This is a genomic window from Rhodococcus sp. Q1 (assembly GCF_004153645.1).
GTDB lineage: Bacteria > Actinomycetota > Actinomycetes > Mycobacteriales > Mycobacteriaceae > Rhodococcus > Rhodococcus gordoniae.
Genome location: NZ_SDMJ01000002.1, coordinates 541,278 through 568,202, shown reverse-complemented (window position 1 = coordinate 568,202; position 26,925 = coordinate 541,278). Strand labels below are relative to the sequence as shown.

Sequence of the window (26,925 nt, the reverse complement as noted above, 5' to 3'; positions counted from 1 at the left end):
CGTTCGGTCACCCGGGTTCGATCACCAGGCGTCGTTGGAAGCCAGAGCCGTGAGCAGTTCGCGCACGGCCGTCGCCCGGCGGTGCGACTTGCCCTCCAGGGCGTCGAAGGCGCATTCGGGGTCGGCCGGCGGCCCGAGATGCGTGCATCCGCGCGGGCAGTCCTCGACCGCCTCGGACAGGTCCGCGAACGCCGCGACGACATCGTCGGGGCCGATGTGCGCGAGCCCGAACGACCGGATGCCGGGGGTGTCGACCGCCCAGCCGCCTTCGGGGAGATGCAGCGCCACCGACTGGGTGGAGGTGTGCCGTCCCTTGCCCACCCCGGAGACCTCGCCGGTGGCCCGGTCGGCGTCGGGGACGAGCCGGTTCACCAGCGTCGACTTGCCGACCCCGGAGTGCCCGATCAGCGCGGTCAGACGACCGTCGATCCGGTCGTGCAGGGCGGTGAGATCGTCGTCCTGCCCGACCAGCAGTACCGGGATGTCGAGATCCGCGAAGTGCGCGGCGAACTCGTCGGGATCGGCCAGGTCGCTCTTGGTGAGCCCCAGCAGGGGAGTGAGCCCGCCGGCGTAGGCCGCCACGAGTGCGCGTTCGACGAGTCCGGTCCGGGGCGGGGGATCGGCCAACGCGACCACGATGAGCAGCTGTTCGGCGTTGGCGACGACGATGCGCTCGAACGGATCGGTGTCGTCGGCGGTGCGTCGCAGGACGGTGCTGCGCTCCTCGACCCGCACGATGCGCGAGAGCGTGTCGGGACGGCCGGAGAGATCACCCACGACTCCCACCCGATCGCCCACCACGATGGGGGTCCGGCCGAGCTCGCGTGCCCGCATCGCCGTCACGATCCGCTCGGGATCGCCGCCGAGTGCGACACCCCACCGTCCCCGGTCGACGGACACGACCATGCCCTCCTCCGCGTTGCGGTGGGCGGGGCGGTCCTTCGTGCGCGGCCGCGAGCCGCGCCCGGGGCGGACCCGGACGTCGGACTCGTCGTACTCGCGCCGCCTCAGGAGTCGCTCCTCGTCAGCAGCGACTCCCACAATGCCTCGAAATCGGGCAGGGTCTTGGCGGTGGTGCCGATGTCCTCGACCTCGATCCCGTCGACGACGAGTCCGAGGATCGCGCCGGCGGTGGCCATCCGGTGGTCGGCGTAGGAGTGCCAGACGTCGCCGTGCAGCGGAGCCGGTTCGATGTGCAGGCCGTCCTCGGTCTCGGTGACCGAACCGCCGAGGCGGCCGATCTCGGTGGCGAGAGCGGCGAGCCGATCGGTTTCGTGACCGCGCAGATGCGCGATACCGCGCAGGTTCGACGGCGAGGTGGCGAGCGCCGCGAGGGCCGCAACGGTCGGCGTGAGCTCACCGACGTCGTGCAGGTCCACGTCGATGCCTGTCAGCTCGTGAGGGCCTCGCACGGTGAGCGTCCCGTCGGCCCACGACACCTCCGCGCCCATCTGCTCGAGGATCCCGCGGATCGCGTCACCGGCCTGCGTGGTCGACTCCGGCCACAGCGGTACCGAGACGACACCGCCGGTGACGGCCGCGGCCGCCAGGAAGGGGGTGGCGTTCGACAGGTCCGGTTCGACGGTGACATCGAGTGCCTCGATCGTCGACGGCGGCACCCGCCAGGTGTTCGCCTCGGACGTGTCGACGGGGACTCCGGCCGCCCGGAGCATCTCGACGGTCATCTCGATGTGCGGCATGGACGGCACCGGCTTGCCGTCGTGGTGCACCACCACTCCCTCGTCGAAGGCGGCGCCCGAGAGGAGCAGACCCGAGACGAACTGCGACGAGGCCGACGCGTCGATCGTCACCGCACCACCCTCGAGGCCCCCGCGGCCGTGCACGGTGAAGGGGAGCCGGTCGCCGTCGATGTCGGCACCGAGCGCGCGCAGCGCGTCGAGCACGGTGCTCATCGGGCGGACGCGTGCCTGTTCGTCGCCGTCGAACCGCACGTCGCTGTCGGCCAGCGCCGCCAGCGGCGGCACGAATCGCATGACCGTGCCGGCCAGTCCGCACGCGACGTCGCCTCCGCGTAGCGGCCCGGGGGTCACGTCGAGAGTGGTGCCGCCGTCCCGCTCGGTGACGGTCGTGCCGAGCGTGCGCAGGGCTCCGATCATCAGATCGGTGTCGCGGCTGCGCAGCGCGCCGGTCACGGTGGACGGCCCGTCGGCGAGTGCGGCCAGGATCAGGGCACGGTTGGTGATCGACTTCGATCCCGGCAGCGTCACCGACGCTCGAACCGGGGACACGGCGCGGGGTGCTCTCCACAGACTCACCCGACCATCTTCGCCCATCCGGACCGGTGCGGGCACCCTCGCCCACCCGTGTGCGCCGGTGTCGGTTCCGTCACCCCCCGATGCCACACTCGACGGCATGTGCGGAAGGTATGTCTCCACGGCCGACCCGGCGATGCTCGCCGTCGAACTCGACGCACTCGACGAGACCGGCGACGACACCGGCGGGGACGAGCGGGGACCCGACTACAACGTCGCGCCGACCAGCGAGGTGCTCACCGTCGTCGCCAGGCACGACGGTGAGGATCCCGACGGCCCGGTCCGTCGTCGTCTCCGCCGCATGCGCTGGGGCCTCGTGCCTCCGTTCGCCGAGGAGATCGGACGGTCCGCTCCGCTGATCAACGCTCGATCCGAATCGGTCGCGACCAAGCCGAGCTTCGCCCGGTCGCTGCGCCGCAAACGGTGTCTCGTCCCGATGGACGGCTGGTACGAATGGCAGGTCGAGCCGGCACCGGACGGCAAGCCCCGCAAGGTTCCGTACTTCATGTCGCCGGCCGACGGATCGCGGATCTGCATGGCCGGACTGTGGGCCGAGTGGCGCGACCCGCGGAACCCGAAGGCGCCCCCGTTGTCGAGCACGGCGATCCTCACCGCGCAGTCGGTCGAGCAACTCGGCAACGTGCACGAGCGGATGCCGCTGATCCTCCCGCCGGAGCGATGGGACGCGTGGCTCGACCCCGACAGCCTCGGTCACCCGGAGCTGATCGTGCCGAGCGTCGAGGCGATCTCGGCGATCGAGATCCGCCGCGTGTCCGCGAAGGTCAACAGCATCCGCAACAATGGTCCCGAACTGCTGCAACCCGACGACGGCGCCGGCGATCAGATGGTGCTGTTGTAGGCGCGCCGCTGGAGCGGACGGGCCCTACGGACCGGCCGTGATCGGTGCCACGACCGCGCCGGTCAGTCGGATCAGATCGTGCGGATCCAGTTCGATCTCGAGCCCGCGCCGACCCGCGCTGCACAGCACCCGGTCCCACTGCGCGGCGGAGACGTCGATCACGGTGCGTAGACGCCTGCGCTGCCCCAGCGGTGAGATGCCGCCGACGACGTAGCCGGTCGCGCGTTCGGCGGCGGTGTGATCGGCCATCACGGCCTTGCCGCCGCCCAGCGCCCCTGCCACGGCCTTGAGCGACAGCGTCGCCGGTACCGGGATCACCGCGACGGCGAGCTTGCCGTCCGCCGACGACACCACCAGCGTCTTGAAGATCTGCTCGGGGGAGACCCCGAGGCGCTCGCCCAGTTCCTCGACGGCCTCGGCGCCGAAGGACGCGGCCCTCGGGTCGTGCGCGTACTCGTGGACCCGGTGAGCGACCTTCTCGCGTTTCAGCAACACCGTCGCGGGAGTGGATGTCGAGGCCATCCGATCACTCTAGAAAACCGGAGGTGGGGAACAAGCGCAGTGGGTGCGGCGTTGCATTCCGACGGGTGGGTCCACCGGCCACCCGACACCCGACGATCGGAGAATTCGTGGCAGTGCTGTGCCCGCCTCGACCGGACGCCGTCCGGCGTCCCCCCGATCCGGACGCCGTCGTACCGGTAGCCTTCTCGACAGGCGTCGATGAAGGGATCGGTGTGGTCGAGGAGTCTGTGGAAGAACTGACGGAGCGGTTCGAGCGGGATGCGCTTCCCCTGCTCGATCAGCTCTACGGCGCTGCGCTGCGGATGACCCGCAACCCCTCCGACGCCGAAGATCTGGTGCAGGAGACGTACATCAAGGCGTTCTCCGCCTTCCGGTCGTTCCGGGAGGGAACCAACCTCAAGGCGTGGCTGTACCGGATCCTCACCAACACCTACATCAACTCGTACCGGAAGCGGCAGCGGCAGCCCGCGCAGTATCCGACCGACGAGATCACCGACTGGCAACTCGCCGCCACGGCCGAACATTCGTCCACAGGTCTGCGGTCCGCCGAGGTCGAGGCGCTCGACGCGCTTCCCGACGACGACATCAAGGCGGCGTTGCAGGAACTTCCCGAGGAGTTCCGCATGGCCGTCTACTACGCCGATGTCGAAGGATTCCCCTACAAGGAGATCGCAGAGATCATGGGCACGCCGATCGGCACCGTGATGTCGAGACTGCACCGGGGACGCAAGCAGCTGCGCGGCCTGCTGGCCGACGTTGCGCGCGATCGTGGATTCATGCGGGGGAAGGCCGTGGACGCGGCAACCGGAACAACCGATCCGGCCGAGAGCGGAAAGGGAGCAGCGCAGTGAGCGAACCCGACTTCGATCGACTCGACTGCTCGGCGGTGATCGCGGACGTCTATCTGCTGCTCGACTCCGAGTGCGACGCCGGTTCCCGGGAGAAGCTGCAACGGCACCTCGACGAGTGCGGCACGTGTCTCGAGGCCTACGGGATCGAGGAGAAGATCAAGTCGCTGCTCGGTCGCAAGTGCGGCGGCGAACACGCCCCCGAGGGGCTGCGGGAGCGGCTGATGTTGCAGATCCGCCGCACCGTGGTGATCACCGAAACCGACATCACCGAGTCGTAGCGGGACGACGCACGGGCTCCCGTTCGGGACGGCGCCGAACACGACAGGTCCGAACGTGACAGGGGCCGGAAAGCTGCTGCTTTCCGGCCCCTGTTCGCGTCTCAGGCGTTGGGACGCTTGCCGTGGTTGGCGGCGTTACCCTTGCGGCTGCGCTTCTTGCGACCTCGCTTACCCATGGTGGGATCTCCTTTCTCGTTCATTACAGTGTTTCACGTGCGGTCGAGTGGTCCTGTCGGCAGGTCCGCCGCCGGAGCGTGAAACGAGGTGTTCGATGGCGGAAGACGTACGCGCGGAGATGGTATCGACCGTGTTCGAGGTCGTCGTGCGAGAGGGTGACGTGGTGGCCGAGGGCGACACGCTGGTGATCCTCGAGTCGATGAAGATGGAGATTCCGGTGCTTGCCGAGACGGCCGGCACGGTGACCTCCGTGGGCGTCACGGTCGGGGACGTCATCCAGCAGGGCGACCTCATCGCCGTCATCTCCTGACGACGGATATCTCCTGAGTACGAAAGCGGTTCCCGTGTCCACACTCAGCTCGTTGCTCGCGAGGTACACCGATCTTCCGGGCGCGGCCGTCGATCACCTGCAGCGGGTCGTGGGCGAGTGGCAGTTGCTCGCCGATCTGTCGTTCGCCGACGTTCTCCTCTGGGTCGATGCCGCGCCGTCCGGAATCGTGTGCGTCGCGCAGTGCCGGCCCACCACCGCGTCCACGGTCATCCCGGAGGACGCTGTCGGCACCCTCGTCTCCGACAACGAACATCCTTACGTGCGTGAGGCTTTCGAGACCGGCACGATAGTCGACGTCAAGTCGTCCCCGGGCGCCGGAATCAACATCCGGCAGGCCGTGCCCGTGCGCTGGGACGGCCGGGTCGTCGCGGTGCTCAGTCGCGACGCCGCGCGCGTGTCGCGGCGGTCGGCCAGCGCTCTCGAAACGGCCTATCTCGAATGCGCCGACGACCTCTATCGCATGATCAGCGAGGGCACCTTCCCCACGCCCGAAGCGCGCTCCGACACCAAGTCGAGTCCGCGGGCAGGCGACGGGTTCATCCGTCTCGACCGGGCGGGCAGGGTCGTCTATGCCAGCCCCAACGCGCTGTCGGCCTACCACCGGATGGGTCTGAACTCCGACCTGATCGGCCAGGATCTCGTCGGGACGACCCGCGCGCTGGTCACCGACCCCTTCGAGAGCCGCGACGTCACCGACTACCTCCGCGGGGCCGTGGAGGGTCGTCTCGGTCAGCGTATGGAGGTCGAGGCACGCGGTGCCACGGTCCTGATCCGTGCACTGGTCCTGAATCCGGGGGGGAAGATCCGGGGCGCCGCGGTGATCGTCCGCGACGTCACGGAGGTCAAGCGTCGCGACCGCGCCCTGCTGAGCAAGGACGCGACCATCCGGGAGATCCACCATCGCGTCAAGAACAATCTGCAGACGGTCGCCGCTCTGCTGCGTCTGCAAGCGCGCCGAACCGGTAACACGGAGGCCCAGCAGGCCCTCGGGGAGGCGGTCCGTCGCGTCACATCCATCGCCCTCGTGCACGAGGCCCTGTCGATGTCGGTGGACGAGGAGGTCGATCTCGACGGTGTCTTCGACCAGCTGATCCCGATCGTCGTCGACGTGTCGACGGTGGGCAGTCAGATCCGGGTGGTGCGGGAGGGAAATCTCGGTGTGTTCCCCGCCGACCGCGCGACGCCGCTGGTGATGGTGCTGACCGAGCTCGTCCAGAACGCGGTCGAGCACGCCTTCGATCCGGGCGTCAACGGCACGGTCACCGTCAACGCCCAGCGTTCGGCCCGCATGCTCGACGTGGTGGTACGCGACGAAGGGAAGGGTCTTCCCGAGGGCTTCAGCCTCGAGGCGTCGAACCGGCTCGGTCTGCAGATCGTCCGGACGCTGGTGGCCGCGGAACTCGGCGGATCGCTGGAGTTGACGGCCAACGACACCGGCGGAACCGATGCGCGCCTGCAGTTGCCGCTGGGCAAGGTGCCGGTCGCCTGAGGCGTCCGGCGTCCCGATGTGTGTAAGCCCGACGTTCGAAGGCCCGGCCTCCGTGAGGAGACCGGGCCTTCGAACGTATGTCGGAGTCCGCTCAGACCGCCGTGCGAGCGCGGGTGCGAGCGTTGCGGCGCTTGAGAGCGCGGCGCTCGTCCTCGCTCATTCCGCCCCACACGCCGGCATCCTGGCCGGACTCGAGTGCCCACGAAAGGCATTCGGCGGTGACGGGGCAACGGTTGCACACGAGCTTGGCATCCGCGATCTGCGCGAGAGCCGGGCCGCTGTTCCCCACGGGGAAGAACAGTTCCGGATCCTCGTCGCGGCAGATGGCCTTGTGGCGCCAGTCCATGCTTCTACTCTCCTTCGATGGTGCGTGCGCACCGGCTGATCGGTCAATGCGTGTTCACGCCTGCGGCACGGAGTGTTTCCGCGCGGTTACTTGTGAATGCTTTCACGAACGAGCGTGGAGTCAATAGAATCGACCATGATCGTGGGGAAGCTCACGCTGGTGTGAGTTTCGAGTTCGCCGACCCCTCTTTCTACTCCCTTTCGGCCGAGAAGGTAGTGGTAATCACAGAATTCGTGCTTCTCTTTCGGCCGCTGCCCCGCTACAGGGACTGTGGACGAGGCGCGACGACATCGAGGATCGACGGTACGGCCACGAACTCGACCTCGGTGCGGAGTCCCAGATAGTCGCCGTCCACCTGGAGTCCGATCGGGCGCGACGCCCGGGCGCGGACGCACGCGATGTCGTCCGCACGCACCAGGTACGGGGACGCCGGCTCGCCACGGGCGGCCAGGAGTTGCCTCACCACCCGCAGGCTCGGAAATACCCGGGTGGTGGTCATGGCAAACACCCCGAGTCCGGTGGTGAACGACGTACCGGGATTCGTGTGCACCGGACGGGACTCGAGATACGTCCACGGACTCGAGTTCGACACGAACGCATAGTGCACACCCGGAATCGGATCGGATCCGGGCAGCTCGAGCGTGAGCGTCGGCTCGTCCCGCTTCGCCGCGAAGAACCGGGTCACCGCATGCCGCACGTAGCGCGCCGTGGTCACCTTCCTGCCCTCCGCGCGGCTGAGGTCGATGGCCTCGCACACCTGGGCATCGAGACCGAGCCCCGCATTGAAGGTGAACCATCGCCCGTCGCAGTGACCGAGACCGATGCGGGTGCTCCTGCCCTCCCGCAACGACTCGAGCACCTGTCCGGTCGCCTCGAGTGGATCGGCCGACAGGCCCAGGGAGCGCGCGAAGACGTTCGCCGAGCCACCCGGCACCACCGCGAGCCGGGGGAGCGTCGGATCGGCGGAGCGATTCGGGGACGGGCCGAGCAGACCGTTGACGATCTCGTTGACGGTGCCGTCACCCCCGTGCGCGACGACGACGTCCATCCCGTCGCCGTGCGCCGAGCGCGCGAGTTCGGCGGCGTGCCCCCGATGGGTGGTGTGCGCGACGGTCAACGCGAGCCGGCCCCTCAGTGCGTGAGCGAGGCGGTCGCGACCGGCAGGAGTGGTCGTCGTCGCATTCGGGTTCACGATCAGAAGGGCGCGCACGGAACATCAGCCTAAGTGGTACCCGGCGGGTCCACTACGCTGGACGGGTGCCTCTCGAAACACCTCGCAGCAGCGTTCCGTCGACCGTGCGTGCCGCCGGCTGGCTCGTCGTCCTCGAGGGGCTCGTCGCGATGGGGTTCGCGGTGTACTCGATCATCCGTGCCGCCTCGGGCGAGCACGATCAGTCGGTGACCAACGGCTACGGCTTCGCGCTGTGGTTGTTCGTTCTGTTCGGCGGAGTCCTGGCCGGCGGGATCGCACTCGTGCGCGGTGTGCGCTGGGGGCGTGCCGTGGCGGTGCTCGCGCAGTTGCTGTTGCTGCCCGTGGTGTGGTCGCTGCTGACCGACTCGCACCAGCCGGTCATCGGCACCGTGCTGGCGCTCGTGGTGGTGCCCACGCTCGTGCTGCTGTTCAGCCCGCCCACCTCGCGGTGGCTGGCGCACGAGTACGCGCCCGACGCCGACGAGTGAGCCGCTCAGCTCCCGAGGGCGCGCAACGCGGGTCCGCTGAGCCGGAAGGTCGTCCACTCGTCCTGCGCGACGGCTCCGAGCGAGCGGTAGAAACCGATCGACGGCTCGTTCCAATTCAGTACGGACCAGGACAGACGGGTGTAATCGTGCTCCACGCATTCGTGGGCGAGTGCCGCGAGCAGCGCACGTCCGTGCCCCTTGCCGCGATGCTCGGGTAGGACGAACAGATCCTCGAGGTAGATGCCGTGCACGCCGTCCCAGGTGGAGAAGTTCCGGAACCACAGCGCCACGCCGACGACACGCGCTGGTCCGCCGTTCTCACCCGGTTCCTCGGCGACGTGCGCGTAGACGGAGGGTCGCGGGCCGAACAGGGCCTCGTGGATCTGCTCGGGGACCACCGTGCACTCGTGCCGGGCCTTCTCGTATTCGGCGAGGTCGTAGATCAGGCCGGTGATCGCGGGGACGTCCTCGGGTATGGCTCTGCGGATCACGACGGGCTGCCTCCTGTGGTCTCGTGCGTGGATTCACCTCGCGCCGCGTCGTCGAGTGCGCGAGGATCGGGGTCGTGGCAACGGTACTTGCAGTGGCAAATCAGAAAGGTGGCGTCGCCAAGACGACCACCGTCGCGTCGTTGGGTGCCGCACTGTCGGCGCTGGGCCGGCGGGTGCTCGTCGTCGATCTCGATCCCCAGGGATGTCTGACCTTCTCGCTCGGACACAACCCCGACAAGCTCGAACAATCCGTGCACGAGGTGCTCGTCGGCGGTGTCGAGACGAAGGACGTCCTGCTCGGGACAGCGGAAGGGATGTCGCTGCTCCCGGCGACCATCGACCTCGCGGGCGCGGAGGCGATGCTGCTCATGAAGCCGGGGCGTGAATACACCCTGAAGCGGGCGCTCGCGTCGGTGGAGGACGATTACGACGTCGTCGTCATCGACTGCCCGCCCTCTCTGGGCGTCCTCACCCTCAACGGGCTGACCGCGGCGCGGTCCGTGCTCGTTCCGCTGCAGTGCGAGACGCTCGCGCACAGGGGAGTCGGGCAGCTCCTGCGCACGGTGAACGAGGTGAAACAGATCACCAATCCGGATCTCGAGCTGCTCGGCGCGCTGCCGACCCTCTACGACTCACGCACCACGCACAGCCGCGACGTGCTCGCCGACGTCTCCGATCGGTACGACCTGCCGGTGCTGGCGCCGCCCGTGCCGCGCACGGTCCGCTTCGCGGAAGCCTCTGCGTCGGGTGCCACGGTGCTGGCGGGACGGAGGAACAAGGGGGCCGCAGCCTACCGCGCTCTCGCCGAGAACCTGATGCGCTACTGGTCGGGTGAGGCGGAACTCGTGACCTTCGAGACCGTTACGGACTGAGACGGCCCCGCCGTCGATGCCGAACGGGACGGCCCCGCCGTCAGCGCAGCGCGACGAGTTCGTCGCCGCGCTGCTCGACGACGACGTCCCCTGCGACGGCGATGTTCACCGACGACACTGCACCGCGCTCGACATCGATGCGCGGCCCGCGCTCCCCGGTCCGGGAGTCGACTCCCAGCAGGGCGTCCTCGACGGGGAGCAACAGTGAACCGGCCATGATGTCGCCGGTTCCGAGTGTGTCCTCGACGGTCCATTGCGGAGCGAAATCGGTGGTGGACAGTGCGACGGTATCGCGGCCGGTCCACCACACGAGTACACCGCCGCGTTCGAGTGCGGGATCCTCGGATGCTCCGGCCGGACGCGGCAGGATGTGGGTGTCGACGAGGGTGCCCGCGCTGTCGAAGACCTCGATGCGCGGCCCGGCGGTGTCGTCGGGCGCCAGGTAGACCGCCGTGCGGTCGCCGACCACGGCAACGACCCTGGCCTGGGAGTCACGGTCGGCATCCGGAAGCACCGACGAGGCGAGTTCCTCGGGTTTCTGACTGTCGTCGGGGGTGGGCTCGAGCAGGGTGAGCCGAGTGGTCGGCTCGTTCGCGCACTGTTCGAGGACGGCCAGCACCTCGGCTCCCGCATCCGCCGAGCGCAGTTCGCACCCCGAGCGGGGCTGGGCGTTCGGGTTCACCGGGGCGTCGACCCGCCCGTACTCGACGGTGCGCACCAGATCGGAACGCCACATCTCGAGGCGCGTGTCGCCGAGAGCGATCAGGTGTGAACCGGTGTCGACCAGCCGGATCGGATCGTCGGCGTCGCTCGACCGCTGCGCGCCCCGGGCGCCGCTACCGGCGTCGAGTGCGGTGACCTGACCGCATCCCCGCGGGTCGCGGTAGACGGAGACCACATCGCCCCAGGCCTCGGTGGCCGCGCACAACGCCCGGTCGCGGTCGTACCGCCAGCGCTCCTCACCCGACTGCGGGTCGCGGCCGACGACCGCACCACCGTCGGCAGTGGCGATCGTGCCCCCGGCCACCACCGGTGCGGTCGTCGCGGCGCTCGGAGCACGCCACAGTTCGGCGAGGGTCAGGGGGAGCGACTGTGCGGTCGCGGGAGTGGGGACGGGTCCGTCCCAGGTCGTCGACGTGGTGCCCCGCGCATCCGACGTCAGCCAGACGACACTCGCCGCCACCAGAGCGGTGACGACGAGTGCGGCTGCGACGAGAAGGTCGGTGCGGGTGCGGCGCTCGGGCGCGAGCACGTGGCTATCGTGCGGACGACGTCGAGACTGCTTCCACGCTCGACGTGTCCTGCTGCTCTGCGCGACCGGCGGGGCCCTCGCCCGAACGGGTGCGACGGCGACGACGGCGACGGCGGGCCGGAGTCTCCGCCCCGGTGCCCTCGCCCGTCTCGGATGCGGCCGGCTGTGCCTCGGTCGCCGTCGAGTCGTCGGCACCGGTAGGAGCGGCGTCCGTCGCGGAACCGTCGGCCGACCTGCCGCGCACGGTGCGGCGGCGGACCCGGTTGCGCTTCGGTCGCGATCCCGCCTCGCGGCCGGCGCGCTCGCGCTTCTCGCCGTCCTCGGCGGGAGCGGCGGCGGGGGCGGCCTTGCGGACACGCCCGGTGGCGTCGGTCGGGATGTTCAGTTCCTCGAACAGGTGCGGGGAGCTCGAATAGGTCTCGATCGGCTCCGGGATGCCGAGATCGAGCGCCTTGTCGATGAGCTGCCAGCGCGGCACGTCGTCCCAGTCGACGAGGGTGATCGCGATACCGGTACGGCCGGCGCGACCGGTACGGCCGATGCGGTGGACGTAGGTCTTCTCGTCCTCGGGGCACTGGTAGTTGATGACGTGGGTGACGTCGTCGATGTCGATACCGCGCGCGGCGACATCCGTCGCGACGAGCACGTCGATCTTGCCGCTGCGGAACTTGTCGAGTGCCTTCTCGCGCGCGATCTGACCGAGATCGCCGTGCACCGCGCCGCATGCGAAGCCGCGCTCGACGAGATCGTCGGCGACCTTCTGCGCCGTGCGCTTGGTGCGGGTGAAGACCATGGTGGCGCCGCGGCCCTCGGCCTGCAGCACGCGGGCGACGAGTTCGGCCTTGTCGAGGGCGTGCGCACGGTAGACGAACTGCTGGGTGCGTTCGTGCACGGCCGACGATTCGGCCTCCTCGGCGCGGATGTGCGTCGGGCGGTTCAGGAACGTGCGGGCGAGGGTGATGATCGGGCCGGGCATCGTGGCCGAGAACAGCATCGTCTGACGTCGGTCGGGGACCATCGTGAGGATGCGCTCGATGTCGGGCAGGAATCCGAGGTCGAGCATCTCGTCGGCCTCGTCCATGACGAGGACACCGATCTTGCCGAGGATGAGATGACCCTGGTTGGCGAGGTCGAGCAGACGACCCGGCGTGCCGACGACGACGTCGACGCCCTTCTTCAGCTCGTCGATCTGCTGCTCGTAGGGGCGACCGCCGTAGATCGACAGGACCTCGAGGCCGGACTTGCGGCTGCCGGGCAGGTACTTGGAGGCGTTCACGAGGTCGTTCGTGACCTGGATGCACAGTTCGCGGGTCGGGACGATCACGAGGGCACGGGGGGTGCCGTCGAGCGTGGTCGTGCCGGATCCCTCGGTGGCGATGCGGTGCAGGAGGGGAACGCCGAATCCGAACGTCTTGCCCATACCCGTGCGGGCCTGACCGATGAGGTCGTCGCCGGCGAGGGCGAGCGGCAGGGTGAGTTCCTGGATCGCGAAGGTACGTTCGATGCCGACTTCGGCGAGGGCGCGAACGATCTCGTCGCGGACACCGAGCTCACCGAAGGTGGGGGGTACGTGGGTGGAGTCGAGTTGCGCGGAGACGGTCGTCTCGCTCGCGTCGTCTTCGTGGTCGATGGTGATCTTGCTCAGGGGTCTGGCCTTCCTGGTCTCGGCACGCACGCACGAGGGGGAAAGGCGACCGGCCTGCACCTCAGCACGAGCGGTGTCGAACCGGGCTCGGCGAAGCGCGGCAGCGATCCGCAGTTCGGGTGCGCGCACATTATCTGGGAAGCTCGCGGGCCACGGTCGGCGGCTCGAAGCGCGGGCTTCCCGGACCATTGTACCGGTTCCAGCGCATTCCACGAGGTAGTACTACGCTTCGTCGTCATGGGAGCCGAAAAGTCGCCGTCCACAGCAGAGCCCGGCCGGGCGCCGGAAGAGGCCGCAGTCCCCGCCGATCATCCCGGTGTGTCGGAGTTGTTCGCCGTGCTCGCGTACGGCGAGATCTCGGCGTTCTACCGGCTCGCCGAGGACGCCCGGTTCTCCCCGTCCCTGCGCGGCCGGGTCGCGCTCGCAAGCATGGCAGCTGCGGAGATGAGCCATTTCGAGACGCTCCATACCGCCCTCACCGAGCGCGGAGCGGAGATCTACGCGGCGATGGAGCCCTATCGCAAGGCGCTCGACGCGTACCACGCGTCGACCACCCCCTCGACCTGGCTCGAGGTGCTCGTCAAGGCGTATGTGGGCGACGGCATCGCCGCCGATTTCTACTGTGAGATCGCCGACATGCTCGCGCCGGAGGTGTCCACGGTGGTCCGGGAGGTCCTCGCCGAGACCGGGCACTCGGAGTTCGTGGTGCAGGAGGTCCGCGAGGTCGTCGAGCGGAGTCCGCTGCAGAAGGACCGTCTGATGTTGTGGGGACGCCGGCTGCTCGGTGAGGCCATCACCCAGGCGCAGTACGTGCTCGCCCAGAACGAGGAACTCGCCGAACTGGTGATTCTCGCGTCCGGCGACCTGACGAACATCGCGGCTCTGTTCGATCGTATGCAGGTCGAGCACGCCGAACGGATGTCGGTGCTCGGACTGCATTAGCCTGGGGCGGACAGCAGTACCCGCTCGGTTTTCATGCATGAGATTCGGAGGTCCACCGTGGAGGTCAAGATCGGCGTCGCGGACAGCCCGCGCGAAGTTGTCGTCGTCAGCGACCAGACGCCCGACGAGGTGGAGAAGCTTGTCCGGGCCGCGTTGAACGGCGCCGACGACGGAGTGCTCGCCCTCGTCGACGAGAAGGGCCGCAAGGTTCTCGTGCAGGCCGCCAAGATCAGCTACGTGGACATCGGTCCTGCCACGCTGGGCAAGGTCGGCTTCGCCGCCAACTGAGAGCGACCGACGAGAACGGGCCGGGGCTTGTCGCCCCGGCCCGTTCGTCGTTCGTACGGTGCCGTCAGTGCCGACGGTGTTCGCTCTCTCGTCAACGCCGACAGTGTTCGCTGTGTCGTCAGCGCCGACAATGTTCGCTGTGTCGTCAGCGCCGACGGAGTTCGGGCTGCAGCGGCACGTGCTTGAGACCGCCCCAGGCCAGAGCGACCGTGGTGTCGACCGCGTCCTCCTTGGGGATCGGGCGTGCGGCGTCGAGCCAGTAGCGTGCGGTGAACTGGCTCGTTCCCACCAGGCCGACCGCGAGGATGCGGGCCCGGTACGGATCGAGACCGGAGTCGTGGCTGACGAGGTCGAAGACGGCGTCGACGCACGCCTCGGTGGCCTGCTCCACCCGCCGCGACACCTGCGGTTCGCCCATCAGATCGGATTCGAAGACGAGCCGGAATCCCTGGCTGTCGTTGTCGACGAAATCGAAGAAGGCCTGCACCGCGGCGCGCACGCGCTGACGGTTGTCGGTGGTGGACCGCAGGGCCTGACGTACGCCGTTGATGAGGGTGTCCACATAGTTCTGGAGCACGGCGCAATACAGTTCGAGCTTGCCGGGGAAGTGCTGGTACAGGACGGGCTTGCTCACTCCGGCGCACTCGGCGATCTCGTCCATGCCGGCCGAGTGGTAACCGCGTGTGACGAAGACCTCGCTGGCAGCCTCGAGCAACTGGGCACGACGCTCGTCACGCGGCATCCGGGCGCCCCGTTTGCCGTTGGAACCCCGGCCGGATGCTCGTTCGGTGACGTCGGTCATGCTTACTCCCAATCTGCACTACTTCCGAACGTGGCCTGTACCACCTCGGCGCTCCTCGTCTCTGCACGTTACAGGTGAAGTCGCGTGTCGAACGGATCGGCCTACCGCCCAGTATCCGTTCCCGGTGCACGAATGGGGGCGCAGGTTCGGCGCTTCGGATATCGAAATGGTCTCGATATGACATCCTGACATCCGTGATCGAGCGTGGAGGAGTGCGCGAGAGCAGGGGCCCGCAGGGCTCCTCGCCGACAGATCCTTCCCCGACGCTGCCCGGTTCGTCCCGGTCGCGAGGAACGGAACGACCCGAGGCGGGTCGCCGGTCGCACCAGCCCCTGCGTGCCGTGTGGGACCCGGTGGGACGGCCGGACCGGCCGCCGCGCCGACCGCGACCCGAACGGGACGTCCGCAAGCAGACCCGCGTGGGCAGGTTCGTCGCCACCTACGGCTGGCGTGCCTATGCCGTGCCGATCCTCGCCGTCGTGACCCTGGTCGTGCTGTGGGACGCCGTGCGCGGGGGAGGCGAGAACATGCCCGCCGAGACGGCCGTGGCGGGCGAGGTCACCGACATCGTCGTCGAGGCGCCGCGGGCAGAGGGAACCTTCCCGGAGTCGCTCGAGTCCGGCGCCCTGCCGGCCGGTGGCCCGTTCACGGCGGCCGGTGCCCGGCAGTGGCGGATCCTTCCCGGCACCACCGGACAGGCAGGGGCGGGACAGACCCGCGTGTTCACCTACACGGTGGAAGTGGAGGAGGGGATCGACACCACCGGCTACGGCGGCGACGCGGCCTTCGCGACGATGGTGGATCGGACCCTCGCCGATCCGCGCAGCTGGATCGGCGACGAGGCCCTGGCCTTCCGCCGGATCGACACCGGTGAGCCGGACTTCCGGATCTCCCTCACCTCGCAGATGACCATCCGCGAAGGATGCGGCTACGACATCCCGCTCGAGGGTTCGTGTTTCAACCCCTCGATGGAGCGGGTGTTCCTCAACGAGGCGCGATGGGTGCGCGGGGCCGTCGCCTTCCAGGGAGACATCGGGTCGTACCGCCAATACCTCGTCAATCACGAGGTCGGTCACGCCATCGGCCTGGCGCAGCACGACGCCTGCACCATCGACGGTGGTCTGGCGCCGATCATGATGCAGCAGACCTTCGGAACCGCCAACGACGACATCGCCCGCCTCGACCCGGACGGCGCCGTCCCGGCCGACGGACTGCGGTGCCGGTTCAATCCCTGGCCGTACCCGCGGGCATAGCCGCCGGGGCACAGTTGTCGGGGGCACAACCGCCGGGGCACAACCGTCGGGAGGGCTGTCGGGGGAGGCTTCCGCGAATGGCACGATGGACGGTGACGCACGACGCATCGCGACAGGAGAATCCGTGACCGCAACGACACCGTCGACGCGACGACCTCTTCCGCCGCTCGTGGAGCCCGGCGCGGAGCTCGGTCGCGAGGAGGTCGCCCGGTACAGCCGTCACCTGATCATCCCGAATGTCGGGGTCACCGGCCAGCGTCGCCTGAAGAACGCGCGGGTGCTGTGCATCGGCGCCGGCGGCCTGGGTTCGCCCGCCCTGCTGTATCTCGCGGCGGCGGGGGTCGGCACGATCGGCATCGTCGAGTTCGACGACGTGGAGACGTCCAACCTGCAGCGCCAGGTGATCCACGGCCGCTCCGACGTCGGACGGCCCAAGGCGGACAGTGCCCGCGACAGCATCCTGGCGATCAACGACGGTGTGACCGTGCGCCTGCACGAGACGCGCCTGGAGTCGAGCAATGCCGTGCAGCTGTTCGAGCAGTACGACCTCATCCTCGACGGCACCGACAACTTCGCGACCCGCTATCTCGTCAACGACGCCGCGGTCCTCGCGGGCAAGCCCTACGTGTGGGGATCGATCTTCCGTTTCGAAGGCCAGGTATCGGTGTTCTGGGAGGACGCCCCGGACGGACGCGGCCTGAACTACCGCGACCTCTACCCCGAGGCACCGCCACCGGGGATGGTTCCCTCCTGCGCGGAGGGCGGGGTGCTCGGCGTCCTGCCCGGCACGATCGGCACCGTCATGGCGACCGAGGCGATCAAACTCGTCACCGGGATCGGCGAGCCGCTGCTCGGTCGCCTCCTGATCTACGACGCGCTCGCGATGTCGTTCCGGACGGTGACCCTGCGCCGGGATCCGGGACGGGTGCCCGTCACCGAACTCGTCGACTACGAGGCCTTCTGCGGGATCGTTCCCGATGCCGCCGCGTCGGCTCGCTCGGCCGTCACCCCCAGCGAGTTGCGCCGGATGCTCGACGAGGGCCGCGACATCGCGCTGATCGACGTGCGCGAACCCGTCGAGTGGGAGATCGTCCGCATCGACGGTGCCCGGCTCGTGCCGAAGGACCGCATCCTCTCCGGTGAGGTCCTCGCCGACCTGCCGCAGAACACGCCGATCGTGCTGTACTGCAAGACGGGAATCCGATCGGCCGAGGCGCTCGAAGTGCTTGTGCGAGCCGGATTCTCGGACGCGACACATCTGCACGGCGGGGTGATCGCGTGGGCGCAGCAGGTGGATCCCTCGCTACCGGTGTACTGACGGTGACCTCGTTGTGACCTGAAACAGCGGAGTGCCTTCCCGATCCGGGCGGTGTGCGGCGGTAGGTTGAGCTGCGTGAGCTCACTCGAACCGCCTCAGCACGTGTGCTCCACATTCGGTCTCCGCGACGTCGAACCGGTCCCGCTCGGGCCCGACTGGGACGGCGGTTTCCGGTGTGGGGACGTGGTGCTGTCCCGAGTCGCCGATCATGCTCGCGCGGCCTGGTCCGCCAAAGTGCGGGAGACCCTGACCGTCGACGGTGTGCGGCTGGCCCGTCCGGTGCGGTCCACCGACGGTCGCTACGTGGTCTCCGGATGGCGCGCCGACACCTACATCGTCGGTACGTCCGAGCCCAGGCACGACGAAGTGGTCTCGCTGTCGCTGCGGCTGCACACCGCCACAGCGCAGCTCGAACGCCCCCGTTTCCTCATGCAGCCTCCGGTCGCACCCTGGGAGGACGTCGACGTCTTCGTCGCGGCCGACCGCGCGGCCTGGGAGACCGTGCCGTTGCGCAGCGCCCGCGCGGCCGGTGCGCCCGAGACGGTGACACCCGACGGCCGCAAGAGCCTCGACCTCATCAACCAGCTCGCGACCTTCCGCAAGCCGGTGCACCTGCCCGACCAGCTCGTCCACGGCGACCTGTTCGGCACCGTCCTGTTCGCCGGGCGCGCGGCCCCCGGGCTGACCGACATCACCCCCTACTGGCGTCCGGCCTCGTGGGCGGCCGCCGTCGCCGTCGTCGACGCACTGTCGTGGGGCGGCGCCGACGAAGGACTCATCGGCCGGTGGGAGGACCTGCCGGAATGGCCGCAGATGCTGCTGCGCGCGGTGATCTTCCGGCTGGCCGTGCACGCGCTGCACCCGCGTTCGACCGAGGACGCCTTCCCGGGCCTCGCGCACACCGCCGACCTCGTGCGGTTCCTCCTGTAACACCTCACAGGGCGGCGGGCGCCGGGGTGAGCAACTCTTGACGCGACGGACACCGCGGGCAGCACCGTAGCAACACCCGTTTCCTACCTTGGGGATCGACACGGACCCGAGGAGGAACGGCGATGACGATCTTCATCGAAAAAGAAAGTCTCCGAGACAAATTCGCGCGGAGGCACAATATCGAGCGGTGGGACGCCGAGGATGTCGAGGCGTGGGAGGCGGGCGGCAGGCAGGTCGCCAAGCGCAACCTGATCTGGTCGGTGATCGCCGAACACGTCGGCTTCTCCGTCTGGTCGATCTGGTCGGTCATGGTGCTGTTCATGCCCACCGAGGTGTACGGCATCGACGCCGCCGGCAAGTTCTTCCTGGTCGCGGTGCCCACACTCGTCGGCGCGATCCTGCGCATCCCGTACACCGTCGCCACCGCCCGCTTCGGTGGCCGCAACTGGACCATCTTCAGCGCCCTGGTACTGCTGATACCCACCCTCGGGGCGCTGTACCTGATGCTGAACCCGGGCCACTCCTACACCACCTTCATGCTGGTCGCAGCACTCGCCGGCGTGGGCGGCGGCAACTTCGCGTCGTCGATGACCAACATCAACGCCTTCTACCCGCAGCGCCTGAAGGGCTGGGCACTCGGACTCAACGCCGGTGGCGGAAACATCGGTGTCCCGGCCGTCCAGCTGATCGGTCTGCTCGTCATCGCCACCGTCGGCAACACCGAGCCCTGGATCGTGTGCGCGGTCTACCTGGTCCTGTGTGCCGTCGCAGCCCTGGGTGCCGCACTGTTCATGGACAACCTCGGTGATCAGAAGGCCGACCTGCGGGCCATGGGCGCCGCGCTGAAGTTCCGCGACTCGTGGATCATCTCCTTCCTCTACATCGGCACCTTCGGTTCGTTCATCGGTTTCGGCTTCGCTTTCGGTCAGGTCCTGCAGATCAACTTCCTCGCCGGCGGCGACACCCCCGCCCAGGCCGCCCTGCACGCCGCGCAGATCGCCTTCATCGGCCCGCTCCTCGGATCGATCTCGCGGCCGCTCGGCGGAAAGCTCGCGGACCGCATCGGCGGCGGCAGGATCACCCTCTACACCTTCGTCGCGATGGCCCTGGCCGCCGCGGTGCTCATCGGCGCCGGCACCCTCGACGACCGCGCCACCGGCGCAGCGACCGGTGGTGTGCTGACCGCCATGGTGCTCGGCTTCATCGCCCTGTTCCTGCTCTCCGGACTCGGCAACGGTTCGGTCTACAAGATGATCCCGTCCATCTTCGAGGCCCGTGCGCAGGATCTCGACGACCTGGATCGCGACGAGAAGGCCGCCTGGTCGCGCAGCATGTCCGGTGCCCTCATCGGTTTCGCCGGTGCCATCGGCGGCCTCGGCGGCGTCGGCATCAACCTGGTCTTCCGCGCCTCCTACGGCGGCCAGGCCCAGTCCGCGACGATGGCCTTCTGGGTCTTCGCGATCTTCTACCTCGTGTGCATCGTCGTGACCTGGTTCGTCTTCCTCCGCCGTCCCCATCCGACCGCCACGAGCGAACCGTCCACCGAGGCTCCCGCCCCGGTGCGCGTCGCAGTCTGACCGATCCCCGGCACGAAGGAAGAGAACATCATGAGCCGCAAGAACGTCGTGGTCGTCGGACACGGAATGGTCGCCCACCGCTTCGTCGAAGCCCTGCGTGTCCGCGACGGGCAGGGCGACTGGTCGGTGACCGTGCTCGGCGAGGAGACCGACGCCGCCTACGACCGCGTGGGACTGTCGTCCTACGTGGGGTCCTGGGACCGCAAGGAACTCGCCCTGTCCGGAAACGATTATGCAGCAGACGATCTCGTCGACCTGCGGGTCGGCACCCGCGCCGTGGGCATCGACCGCGCGGCCCGGACCGTCACCACCGCCGGCGGTGACGTTCTGCGCTACGACAGTCTCGTCCTCGCGACCGGCTCGTATCCGTTCGTCCCGCCGGTGCCCGGACACGACCTGCCGGACTGCTTCGTCTACCGCACCCTCGACGATCTCGACGGCATCCGCGCCGCGGCCCGACGCGCCGAGGCCACCGGCCGCGCCGGTGTCGTCATCGGCGGCGGTCTGCTCGGGCTCGAAGCCGCCAACGCGCTGCGTCTGCTGGGCGTGACCCCGCACGTGATCGAGTACAACAACCGGCTGATGCCCGCCCAGGTCGACGAGGGCGGCGGCCGTGTCCTGGACCGTCTCGTCACCGACCTCGGACTCGTCACCCACCTCGGTGTGGGCACCGAGAAGATCGCATCGGGGCCGGAGGGGCTGCAGGTGAGCCTGTCCGACGGAAGCGTCATCGAAGCGGGTCTCGTCGTCTTCTCCGCCGGTGTCCGTCCCCGCGACGAACTCGCCCGGGAGGCCGGACTCGAACTCGGTGGTCGCGGCGGTGTGCTCACCGACCGCTCCTGCCGCAGCACCGCGGACGCGGACGTCTACGCGATCGGCGAATGCGCAGCCGTGGAAGGCACCTGCTACGGACTCGTCGCCCCGGGCTACAGCACCGCCGAGGTCGTCGCCGACCGGCTCGTCGGCGGCACCGCCGAGTTCCCGGGCGCAGACCTGTCCACCAAGCTCAAGCTGCTCGGCGTGGACGTCGCGAGCTTCGGTGACGCCCACGCGACGACGCCCGGCGCCCTCGAGGTCGTACTGTCCGACTCCGCGAAGGGCACCTACGCCAAACTCGTCGTCTCCGACGATGCAAAGACCCTGCTCGGCGGCATCCTCGTCGGCGACGCCTCCGCTTACGGCACGCTGCGACCGCTGGTGGGCCGCGAACTGCCGGGTGATCCGGCCACTCTGATCTCCCCGGCGGGGGAGAAGCCGGGCGCCGGTGCGCTGCCCGACGACGCCGAGGTGTGCTCGTGCAACGGTGTCACCAAGGGCGCGATCTGCGGCGCGATTTCCGAGGGTGCCTGCGACATCGCGCAGATCAAGTCGTGCACGAGCGCCGGCACCACCTGCGGCGGCTGCCTCCCGAGCATCAAGCAGCTGCTCGCCCGGTCGGGTGTACAGATGTCCAAGGCCCTGTGCGAGCACTTCGAACAGTCCCGCGCCGAGCTGTTCCAGATCGTCCAGGCCACCGGCATCCGTACCTTCTCCGCACTCATCGCGCAGTACGGCACCGGGCACGGTTGCGACATCTGCAAGCCGGTGGTCGCCTCGATCCTCGCCTCCACCGACTCCGACCACATCCTGCACCCGAAGCAGGCCGGCCTGCAGGACACGAACGACCACTTCCTCGCCAACATCCAGAAGAACGGCACCTACTCGGTCGTGCCGCGCATGCCCGGCGGCGAATGCACGCCCGAGCAGCTCATCGTCATCGGTGAGGTGGCGCGCGATTTCGGCCTCTACGTGAAGATGACCGGCGGTCAGCGCGTCGACCTGTTCGGTGCCCGAGTCGAACAGCTCCCGCAGATCTGGAAGCGTCTCGTCGACGCCGGAATGGAATCCGGCCAGGCGTACGGCAAGTCGCTGCGCACCGTCAAGAGCTGCGTCGGCTCCACCTGGTGCCGATACGGCGTGCAGGACTCGGTCGGGATGGCCGTCGCCCTCGAATTGCGTTACCGAGGACTGCGATCGCCCCACAAACTGAAGATGGGTGTGTCGGGCTGCGCCCGTGAATGCGCCGAGGCGCGCGGCAAGGACGTCGGTGTCATCGCGACGGAGAACGGCTGGAACCTGTACGTGTGTGGCAACGGCGGCCAGTCGCCCAAGCACGCGCAGCTTCTTGCCGGTGGTCTCGACGACGAGACCCTCGTCCGCTGCATCGACCGGTTCCTCATGTTCTACATCCGCACCGCCGACCGGCTCCAGCGCACCGCCCCCTGGCTCGAGGCGCTCGAGGGCGGGCTCGAGCACCTGAAGGAGGTCGTGTGCGACGATGCCCTCGGGATCGCCGACGACCTCGAGGCCGCCATGGCCAAGCACGTCGGCGGTTACAAGGACGAGTGGGCCGGCGTCCTCGAGGACCCGGAGAAGCTGGCGCGGTTCGTGTCGTTCGTCAACGCGCCCGAGCAGCCCGACCCCACGGTCCGCTTCGACCACAGCGGCCCGCGCAAGGTCCCCGTTCTCGTGGGTATGCCGGGTATCGGACCCGGAACCGGGGCATGACGACCGCTTACCCCGAGGGAACGAGCGGGTAATGCGCTCGAAACACCGGGCACCCACACTTCAGGACAGCAGTGTCAAGGGAGGACAGCGATGACCGTCATCGAGACGCACACCGTAGGGGGATCGACGCGCGAGAGCGTGTTCGACGGGCGACTGGAATGGACCTCGGCCTGTCCGCTCAGCCATCTCATTCCGGGCCGTGGAGTTGCGGTGTTGCTGCGTGGCGGTGAGCAGGTTGCCCTGTTCCTGCTCGACGACGGAACGCTGCGCGCGGTGGGCAACTTCGATCCGTTCGGCCGCGCCGCGGTGATGTCGCGCGGAATCGTCGGCGACCGTGCCGGCGAGCCCACCGTGGCGTCGCCGCTGCTCAAGCAGGTCTTCTCCCTCGACGACGGCCGCTGCCTCGACGATCCGTCGATGCGGCTGCCCGTCTACGAGGTGCGCGTGTGGGCGGGAGTGGTCCAGATCCACAGCCTCGTGCCGCTGGACCAGCGGCACGAGGGCGCGACCGGAGAGGGTTCGTGAACGACGACACCCCACCGTTGCGGGGATTCACCATCGGCGTGACGGCGGCTCGACGCGCCGAGGAATTCGCCACGCTCCTCACCAGACGCGGGGCCGAGGTCGTGCACGCTCCCGCCATCCGCATCATCCCGCTGTCCGACGACGACGAACTCGAACGCGTCACACGGTGCATCGTCGCGCAACCCCCGGACATCACGATCGCCACCACGGCGATCGGATTCCGCGGCTGGATGGGCGCAGCGGAGGGATGGGGACTCGCCGACGGCCTCGCGCAGGCACTCGGCACGAGCCGGATCCTCGCCCGCGGCCCGAAGGTCACGGGCGCGATCCGGGCCGCCGAACTCCGGGAGGAGTGGTCTCCCTCCTCGGAATCGTCCGCCGAGGTGCTCGAGCTCCTGCTGAACGAGGGAGTCACCGGCCGCCGCATCGCCGTGCAGTTGCACGGTGAGCGCACCGAATGGGAGCCCGGGACCGATGTGTGCGAGGCACTGCGCGCCGCGGGTGCCGACGTCGTCCCCGTCCCGGTCTACCGGTGGACACCCCCCGAGGATCTCACGGCGCTCGACCGGATGATCGAGCAGATCGTCGAACACGGACTCGACGCCGTGAGCTTCACGAGCGCACCGGCCGTCGCGTCGATGCTCATGCGGGCCAAGGAGACCGGTTGGCTCGAACCGATGCTGCGGTCGCTGCGCACCGGCGTCACGGCCGTGTGCGTCGGTCCCGTCACCGCGGCACCGCTCATCGAACTCGACGTCCCCGTGAGCATGCCCACCCGTTCCCGGCTGGGTTCGCTCGCCCGGCACATCGCCGAGGAACTACCCCGGCGGGCCGTGCGCATCGAGGCCGGCGGCCACGTGCTCAGCCCGCGGGGACGCTGCGTGATCGTCGACGGCACCGTCCGGTGCCTTCCCCCTGCCGGGATGGCCCTGATGCGCACGCTCGTCGCGCGCGCCGGCCTCGTCGTCTCCCGGGAGGAACTTCTCGCGGCGCTGCCCGGCGGGGGCGGCGACACCCACGCCGTCGAAACTGCGATCGCGCGGGTGCGCTCGGCGCTCGGAGCACCGGCGATCGTGCAGACCGTCGTCAAGCGCGGTTACCGCCTCGCCGTCGACCCGGAAGGAATGCACCCGTGACCGGTACACCTGCCGACCCCGCCCTGCTGCTCGTCGCCCACGGCACCCGCAATCCGCGCGGTGTCGACATGATCGCAGCGCTCGCCGACGCCGTCTCCTCCCGCGTCGGTTCCACCCGCGTCGCCTTCGTCGACGTCCTCGGGCCGTCGCCGTCCGAGGTCCTGCGCGACACCCACCGTCCGACCGTGCTCGTTCCGGCCTTCCTCGCCTCCGGCCACCACGTGCACACCGACGTTCCGCGCGAGGTCGCGGCGGGTGGGAACGATGCGGTGACGATCACCCCCGCACTCGGTCCCGACCCGGCCCTCGCCCGCGTTCTCGTCGAGCGGTTGCGGCAGGCCGGCTGGACCGAGGGCGACGACGTGGTCCTCGCGGCAGCCGGTTCGTCGGATCCTCGTGCCCGCCACGATATCCATGTCACGGCTCGCATGGTCTCCGCGCTCGTGGGCACCCCGGTGCGGGTCGGATGGATCGCCACCGGCGAACCGCGGGTCGCGACCGTGGTGGACGAGGTCCGCGCACGTGGCGCACGCCGCGTGTTCGTGGCGTCCTGTCTGCTCGCCGACGGCCTGTTCCATCGTCGCCTGTCCGAGGTCGGTGCAGACGGTGTCGCCGCACCGATCGGAGTGGCCGAACCCGTCGTCGACCTCGTCGTCCGGCGCTACCGCTCCGCGGTCGACGTGCTGCGCGCGGTCGCGCCGAACGAGGCACCGCGCCGCGCCTGTGGGATCGGCTCGCCGCGCGTCTGACTCAGTGGGGGAGCGGTAACAACTCCACGGGATCGCCGTCCGCGGCTCCCGGCGGCACCACCGCGATCGCGGTGCGCCCGATGAGACCGGCCAGATGCGCTGTGCGAATCGTGTTGTCGCACAACCATCGTCCCTGTTCGTCCTGGCGGGCAGGAAGCAGGCGTGTGATGTCGCCGACGACCTCCGAGGCATTGGCCAGCGGCGCGGTCACGGCCGCGGCGGGTGTACGGAGCGTGCGGCCGTCGGCGATCGCGGGCAGCATCACCAGCAGGGTCGACACCGCCGCCACCGGATTTCCGGGCAACCCCAGCACGGCGCGGCCGTCCGGCAGCGTCGCCGCGACCTGCGACCCGCCGGGCTTGCACCGGACCCGTTCGACGACCACCTGCGCGCCGGCCCGCGCCAGCGCCCCCCGCAACTGATCGGCGGCACCCCCTCCCGTCGCCCCCACGATGACGATCGCATCGGCATCGGTGCCCGCGAACAATGCGTCGAATCCGTCCGCGGTGTCGCGGAGATGCCCGTCACCGACCACCACCGCACCGCACCAGCGGACGAAATCGGGGAGCACCGGCCCCAGCGAGTCGCGCGTCTGCCCCTCGCGGAGCGGGCCGGTGCGGCGGATCTCGTCACCCGTGAGCGCGATGTGCACCCGCACGGGACCGCGCACCTCCACTTCCGTGACCTCACCGCTGACGGCCGCGGAGACCACCGCGGGGCTCACAGCGGTGCCGGCAGGGGCGAGAATCGTTCCCGGCTCCCAGTCCTCACCGCGGCGACGCGCGTCGTCGCGGATCGGCGCATCGGACAGGCGGGAGACGAGACCGTTCTCGACACGGACGAATTCGTCGCGCACGACGGCGGTCGCGCCGGTCGGCAGGTGGGCACCCGTCGCGATCCGGGCCGCCTCCCCGTCGTGGAGCGTGAGCGATCCGCCGTCGCCCGCATAACGGATCTCGTTGCGCAGCAACCACGGTCCCTCGCCGGCCACCGCGTAGCCGTCCATGGCCGAGGTCCGCACCCGAGGTAGTGCCTCTGCCGCGACGAGCGGCGCCGCCAGCGTGGTGCCCCGCGCGTCCTCGACTGCGGCGATACGAGACGGCAACGGCACCAGCGCTTCCCGTAGCATCCTGCGCGCATGACCGGGGTCGGCGGCGACCTGGACGGTCGCGGATCCGGCGCGCGCCGCCCGAAGGTCGTCCGGGGTGTCGCAGTCGGTGGCCTCGGGCACCGCGACGGTGACGTACCGCTCGGGAACCAACGCCTTCATGGGCCGGTTCGCGACGTCTCCCCCGAGAGCGGTCAGACGTGCGGCCAGTGCCGGTGTCCGCCATGCGGCGAGCAGGAACTGTATCCGCCCGGTCTCGTCCACCGCGAAGGCGGCCTCGGCCCTCGCGTCCTCGTTCAGGGCCTCCAGCAGGGCTGAGACGGTCTTCGGCGTGACGAACGGAAGGTCGGCGGCGAGGGTGACCACGAGATCGGCGACCGGATCCGCCGCTGCCAGCGCCGCCACCGGACCCGCGCCCGGCGGTGTCTCCTGGATCTGCAGCACGTGCGGGCCGAGATCGTCGCGGTGCGGGCCGATCACCGTCACCCGTGCACAGCCCTCGACCGCGGCGAGAGCGGTGTCCAGCATCCTCCGGCCACCGACCGTCAGAGCGGGCTTGTCGACGCCTCCCATGCGGGTCGCGCGACCGCCCGCGACGATCACGGCTTCGACGTGCGTGAGCGTGCTCATGCCTTCATGCTGCCTCATCCGCCCTCACAGGACCGTCCCTGCGTACGCACCGCG

At 69.4% G+C, this 26,925-nt stretch carries 27 protein-coding genes; 17 read left to right on the top strand and 10 right to left on the bottom strand.

Features of this window, described 5'->3' with window-relative positions:
- Positions 1–21 precede the first annotated feature (21 nt).
- Together rsgA and aroA are read right to left on the bottom strand one after the other, a co-directional pair.
- A complete protein-coding gene (gene rsgA, locus EQ874_RS07470; protein WP_064065266.1) occupies positions 22–1,041 on the bottom strand; it encodes a ribosome small subunit-dependent GTPase A in 1,020 nt (339 codons plus the stop codon).
- The gene (gene aroA / locus EQ874_RS07465; protein WP_172506116.1) at positions 1,008–2,294 is read right to left on the bottom strand and encodes a 3-phosphoshikimate 1-carboxyvinyltransferase; all 1,287 of its coding nucleotides are present in this window, start codon (positions 2,292–2,294) and stop codon (positions 1,008–1,010) included. The genes rsgA and aroA overlap by 34 nt, the downstream gene beginning before the upstream one ends.
- Positions 2,295–2,373: 79 nt before the next feature.
- Between aroA and EQ874_RS07460 the strand changes: the two genes are divergently transcribed.
- Entirely contained in the window at positions 2,374–3,132 is a 759-nt protein-coding gene (locus EQ874_RS07460) for an SOS response-associated peptidase (protein ID WP_064065321.1), read from the top strand.
- 24 nt (positions 3,133–3,156) lie between these two features.
- Here EQ874_RS07460 and ybaK read toward each other — a convergent pair whose 3' ends face one another.
- On the bottom strand, positions 3,157–3,654 hold the full coding sequence (gene ybaK / locus EQ874_RS07455) for a Cys-tRNA(Pro) deacylase (protein WP_129976402.1): 498 nt from the start codon (positions 3,652–3,654) through the stop codon (positions 3,157–3,159).
- A gap of 212 nt (positions 3,655–3,866) precedes the next feature.
- Between ybaK and EQ874_RS07450 the strand changes: the two genes are divergently transcribed.
- From EQ874_RS07450 to EQ874_RS07435, 4 genes are all read left to right on the top strand, one after another.
- Positions 3,867–4,505, top strand: coding sequence for a sigma-70 family RNA polymerase sigma factor (locus EQ874_RS07450; RefSeq protein ID WP_051017571.1), 639 nt, complete (start codon positions 3,867–3,869; stop codon positions 4,503–4,505).
- Positions 4,502–4,783, top strand: coding sequence for a mycothiol system anti-sigma-R factor (gene rsrA, locus EQ874_RS07445; protein ID WP_016934542.1), 282 nt, complete (start codon positions 4,502–4,504; stop codon positions 4,781–4,783). The genes EQ874_RS07450 and rsrA overlap by 4 nt, the downstream gene beginning before the upstream one ends.
- 271 nt (positions 4,784–5,054) lie before the next feature.
- Positions 5,055–5,270: a biotin/lipoyl-binding carrier protein gene (locus EQ874_RS07440; protein WP_026003384.1), complete on the top strand. Its 216-nt coding sequence runs from the start codon at positions 5,055–5,057 to the stop codon at positions 5,268–5,270.
- 34 nt (positions 5,271–5,304) lie between these two features.
- Positions 5,305–6,780, top strand: a complete 1,476-nt coding sequence (locus EQ874_RS07435; RefSeq protein ID WP_129976401.1) for a PAS domain-containing sensor histidine kinase — start codon at positions 5,305–5,307, stop codon at positions 6,778–6,780.
- 91 nt (positions 6,781–6,871) lie between these two features.
- Here EQ874_RS07435 and EQ874_RS07430 read toward each other — a convergent pair whose 3' ends face one another.
- Positions 6,872–7,126 carry a WhiB family transcriptional regulator gene (locus tag EQ874_RS07430; RefSeq protein ID WP_006550236.1) on the bottom strand — a complete coding sequence of 85 codons (255 nt, stop codon included), beginning with the start codon at positions 7,124–7,126 and terminating at the stop codon, positions 6,872–6,874.
- A 259-nt stretch (positions 7,127–7,385) separates the two neighbouring features.
- Entirely contained in the window at positions 7,386–8,336 is a 951-nt protein-coding gene (locus EQ874_RS07425) for a diacylglycerol kinase family protein (RefSeq protein WP_129976400.1), read from the bottom strand.
- An 86-nt stretch (positions 8,337–8,422) separates the two neighbouring features.
- Between EQ874_RS07425 and EQ874_RS07420 the strand changes: the two genes are divergently transcribed.
- Positions 8,423–8,806, top strand: coding sequence for a hypothetical protein (locus tag EQ874_RS07420; protein ID WP_064065262.1), 384 nt, complete (start codon positions 8,423–8,425; stop codon positions 8,804–8,806).
- 5 nt (positions 8,807–8,811) lie between these two features.
- Here EQ874_RS07420 and EQ874_RS07415 read toward each other — a convergent pair whose 3' ends face one another.
- Positions 8,812–9,297, bottom strand: coding sequence for a GNAT family N-acetyltransferase (locus EQ874_RS07415; RefSeq protein WP_064065261.1), 486 nt, complete (start codon positions 9,295–9,297; stop codon positions 8,812–8,814).
- Between the two features lie 74 nt (positions 9,298–9,371).
- Between EQ874_RS07415 and EQ874_RS07410 the strand changes: the two genes are divergently transcribed.
- Entirely contained in the window at positions 9,372–10,169 is a 798-nt protein-coding gene (locus tag EQ874_RS07410) for an AAA family ATPase (protein ID WP_026003545.1), read from the top strand.
- A gap of 40 nt (positions 10,170–10,209) precedes the next feature.
- On the opposite strand, the gene EQ874_RS07405 is transcribed toward EQ874_RS07410, so the two are convergent.
- Together EQ874_RS07405 and EQ874_RS07400 are read right to left on the bottom strand one after the other, a co-directional pair.
- Positions 10,210–11,421, bottom strand: a complete 1,212-nt coding sequence (locus tag EQ874_RS07405; RefSeq protein WP_129976399.1) for a PQQ-binding-like beta-propeller repeat protein — start codon at positions 11,419–11,421, stop codon at positions 10,210–10,212.
- Positions 11,422–11,425: 4 nt separating this feature from the next.
- On the bottom strand, positions 11,426–13,096 hold the full coding sequence (locus EQ874_RS07400; protein ID WP_129976398.1) for a DEAD/DEAH box helicase: 1,671 nt from the start codon (positions 13,094–13,096) through the stop codon (positions 11,426–11,428).
- Between the two features lie 207 nt (positions 13,097–13,303).
- On the opposite strand from EQ874_RS07400, the gene EQ874_RS07395 reads away from it, so the two are divergent.
- Entirely contained in the window at positions 13,304–14,008 is a 705-nt protein-coding gene (locus EQ874_RS07395; protein WP_064065259.1) for a ferritin-like fold-containing protein, read from the top strand.
- Positions 14,009–14,065: 57 nt separating this feature from the next.
- Positions 14,066–14,296: a DUF3107 domain-containing protein gene (locus tag EQ874_RS07390; protein ID WP_006550244.1), complete on the top strand. Its 231-nt coding sequence runs from the start codon at positions 14,066–14,068 to the stop codon at positions 14,294–14,296.
- Between the two features lie 145 nt (positions 14,297–14,441).
- On the opposite strand, the gene EQ874_RS07385 is transcribed toward EQ874_RS07390, so the two are convergent.
- Entirely contained in the window at positions 14,442–15,098 is a 657-nt protein-coding gene (locus tag EQ874_RS07385; RefSeq protein ID WP_006550245.1) for a TetR/AcrR family transcriptional regulator, read from the bottom strand.
- Positions 15,099–15,364: 266 nt separating this feature from the next.
- On the opposite strand from EQ874_RS07385, the gene EQ874_RS07380 reads away from it, so the two are divergent.
- The 8 genes from EQ874_RS07380 (at position 15,365) to EQ874_RS07345 (ending at position 25,133) form a co-directional block, all read left to right on the top strand.
- The gene (locus EQ874_RS07380; protein WP_242496692.1) at positions 15,365–16,351 is read left to right on the top strand and encodes a DUF3152 domain-containing protein; all 987 of its coding nucleotides are present in this window, start codon (positions 15,365–15,367) and stop codon (positions 16,349–16,351) included.
- Positions 16,352–16,436: 85 nt separating this feature from the next.
- Positions 16,437–17,669, top strand: a complete 1,233-nt coding sequence (gene moeZ, locus EQ874_RS07375) for an adenylyltransferase/sulfurtransferase MoeZ (RefSeq protein WP_277986177.1) — start codon at positions 16,437–16,439, stop codon at positions 17,667–17,669.
- A 75-nt stretch (positions 17,670–17,744) separates the two neighbouring features.
- The gene (locus tag EQ874_RS07370) at positions 17,745–18,599 is read left to right on the top strand and encodes a TIGR02569 family protein (protein ID WP_006550248.1); all 855 of its coding nucleotides are present in this window, start codon (positions 17,745–17,747) and stop codon (positions 18,597–18,599) included.
- Between the two features lie 122 nt (positions 18,600–18,721).
- On the top strand, positions 18,722–20,176 hold the full coding sequence (locus EQ874_RS07365) for a nitrate/nitrite transporter (protein ID WP_129976396.1): 1,455 nt from the start codon (positions 18,722–18,724) through the stop codon (positions 20,174–20,176).
- A 30-nt stretch (positions 20,177–20,206) separates the two neighbouring features.
- The gene (nirB, locus tag EQ874_RS07360) at positions 20,207–22,723 is read left to right on the top strand and encodes a nitrite reductase large subunit NirB (protein ID WP_129976395.1); all 2,517 of its coding nucleotides are present in this window, start codon (positions 20,207–20,209) and stop codon (positions 22,721–22,723) included.
- A 90-nt stretch (positions 22,724–22,813) separates the two neighbouring features.
- The gene (gene nirD, locus EQ874_RS07355) at positions 22,814–23,248 is read left to right on the top strand and encodes a nitrite reductase small subunit NirD (RefSeq protein ID WP_129976394.1); all 435 of its coding nucleotides are present in this window, start codon (positions 22,814–22,816) and stop codon (positions 23,246–23,248) included.
- Positions 23,245–24,384 (top strand): uroporphyrinogen-III synthase, encoded by a 1,140-nt coding sequence (locus EQ874_RS07350; protein ID WP_064065253.1) that lies wholly within the window; start codon positions 23,245–23,247, stop codon positions 24,382–24,384. Before nirD ends, EQ874_RS07350 begins: the two co-directional genes overlap by 4 nt.
- Positions 24,381–25,133: a sirohydrochlorin chelatase gene (locus EQ874_RS07345; protein WP_129976393.1), complete on the top strand. Its 753-nt coding sequence runs from the start codon at positions 24,381–24,383 to the stop codon at positions 25,131–25,133. Before EQ874_RS07350 ends, EQ874_RS07345 begins: the two co-directional genes overlap by 4 nt.
- A gap of 1 nt (position 25,134) precedes the next feature.
- Here the strand turns inward: EQ874_RS07345 and EQ874_RS07340 are convergent, their stop codons facing one another.
- Entirely contained in the window at positions 25,135–26,871 is a 1,737-nt protein-coding gene (locus tag EQ874_RS07340) for an NTP transferase domain-containing protein (protein WP_129976392.1), read from the bottom strand.
- Between the last annotated feature and the right edge of the window lie 54 nt (positions 26,872–26,925).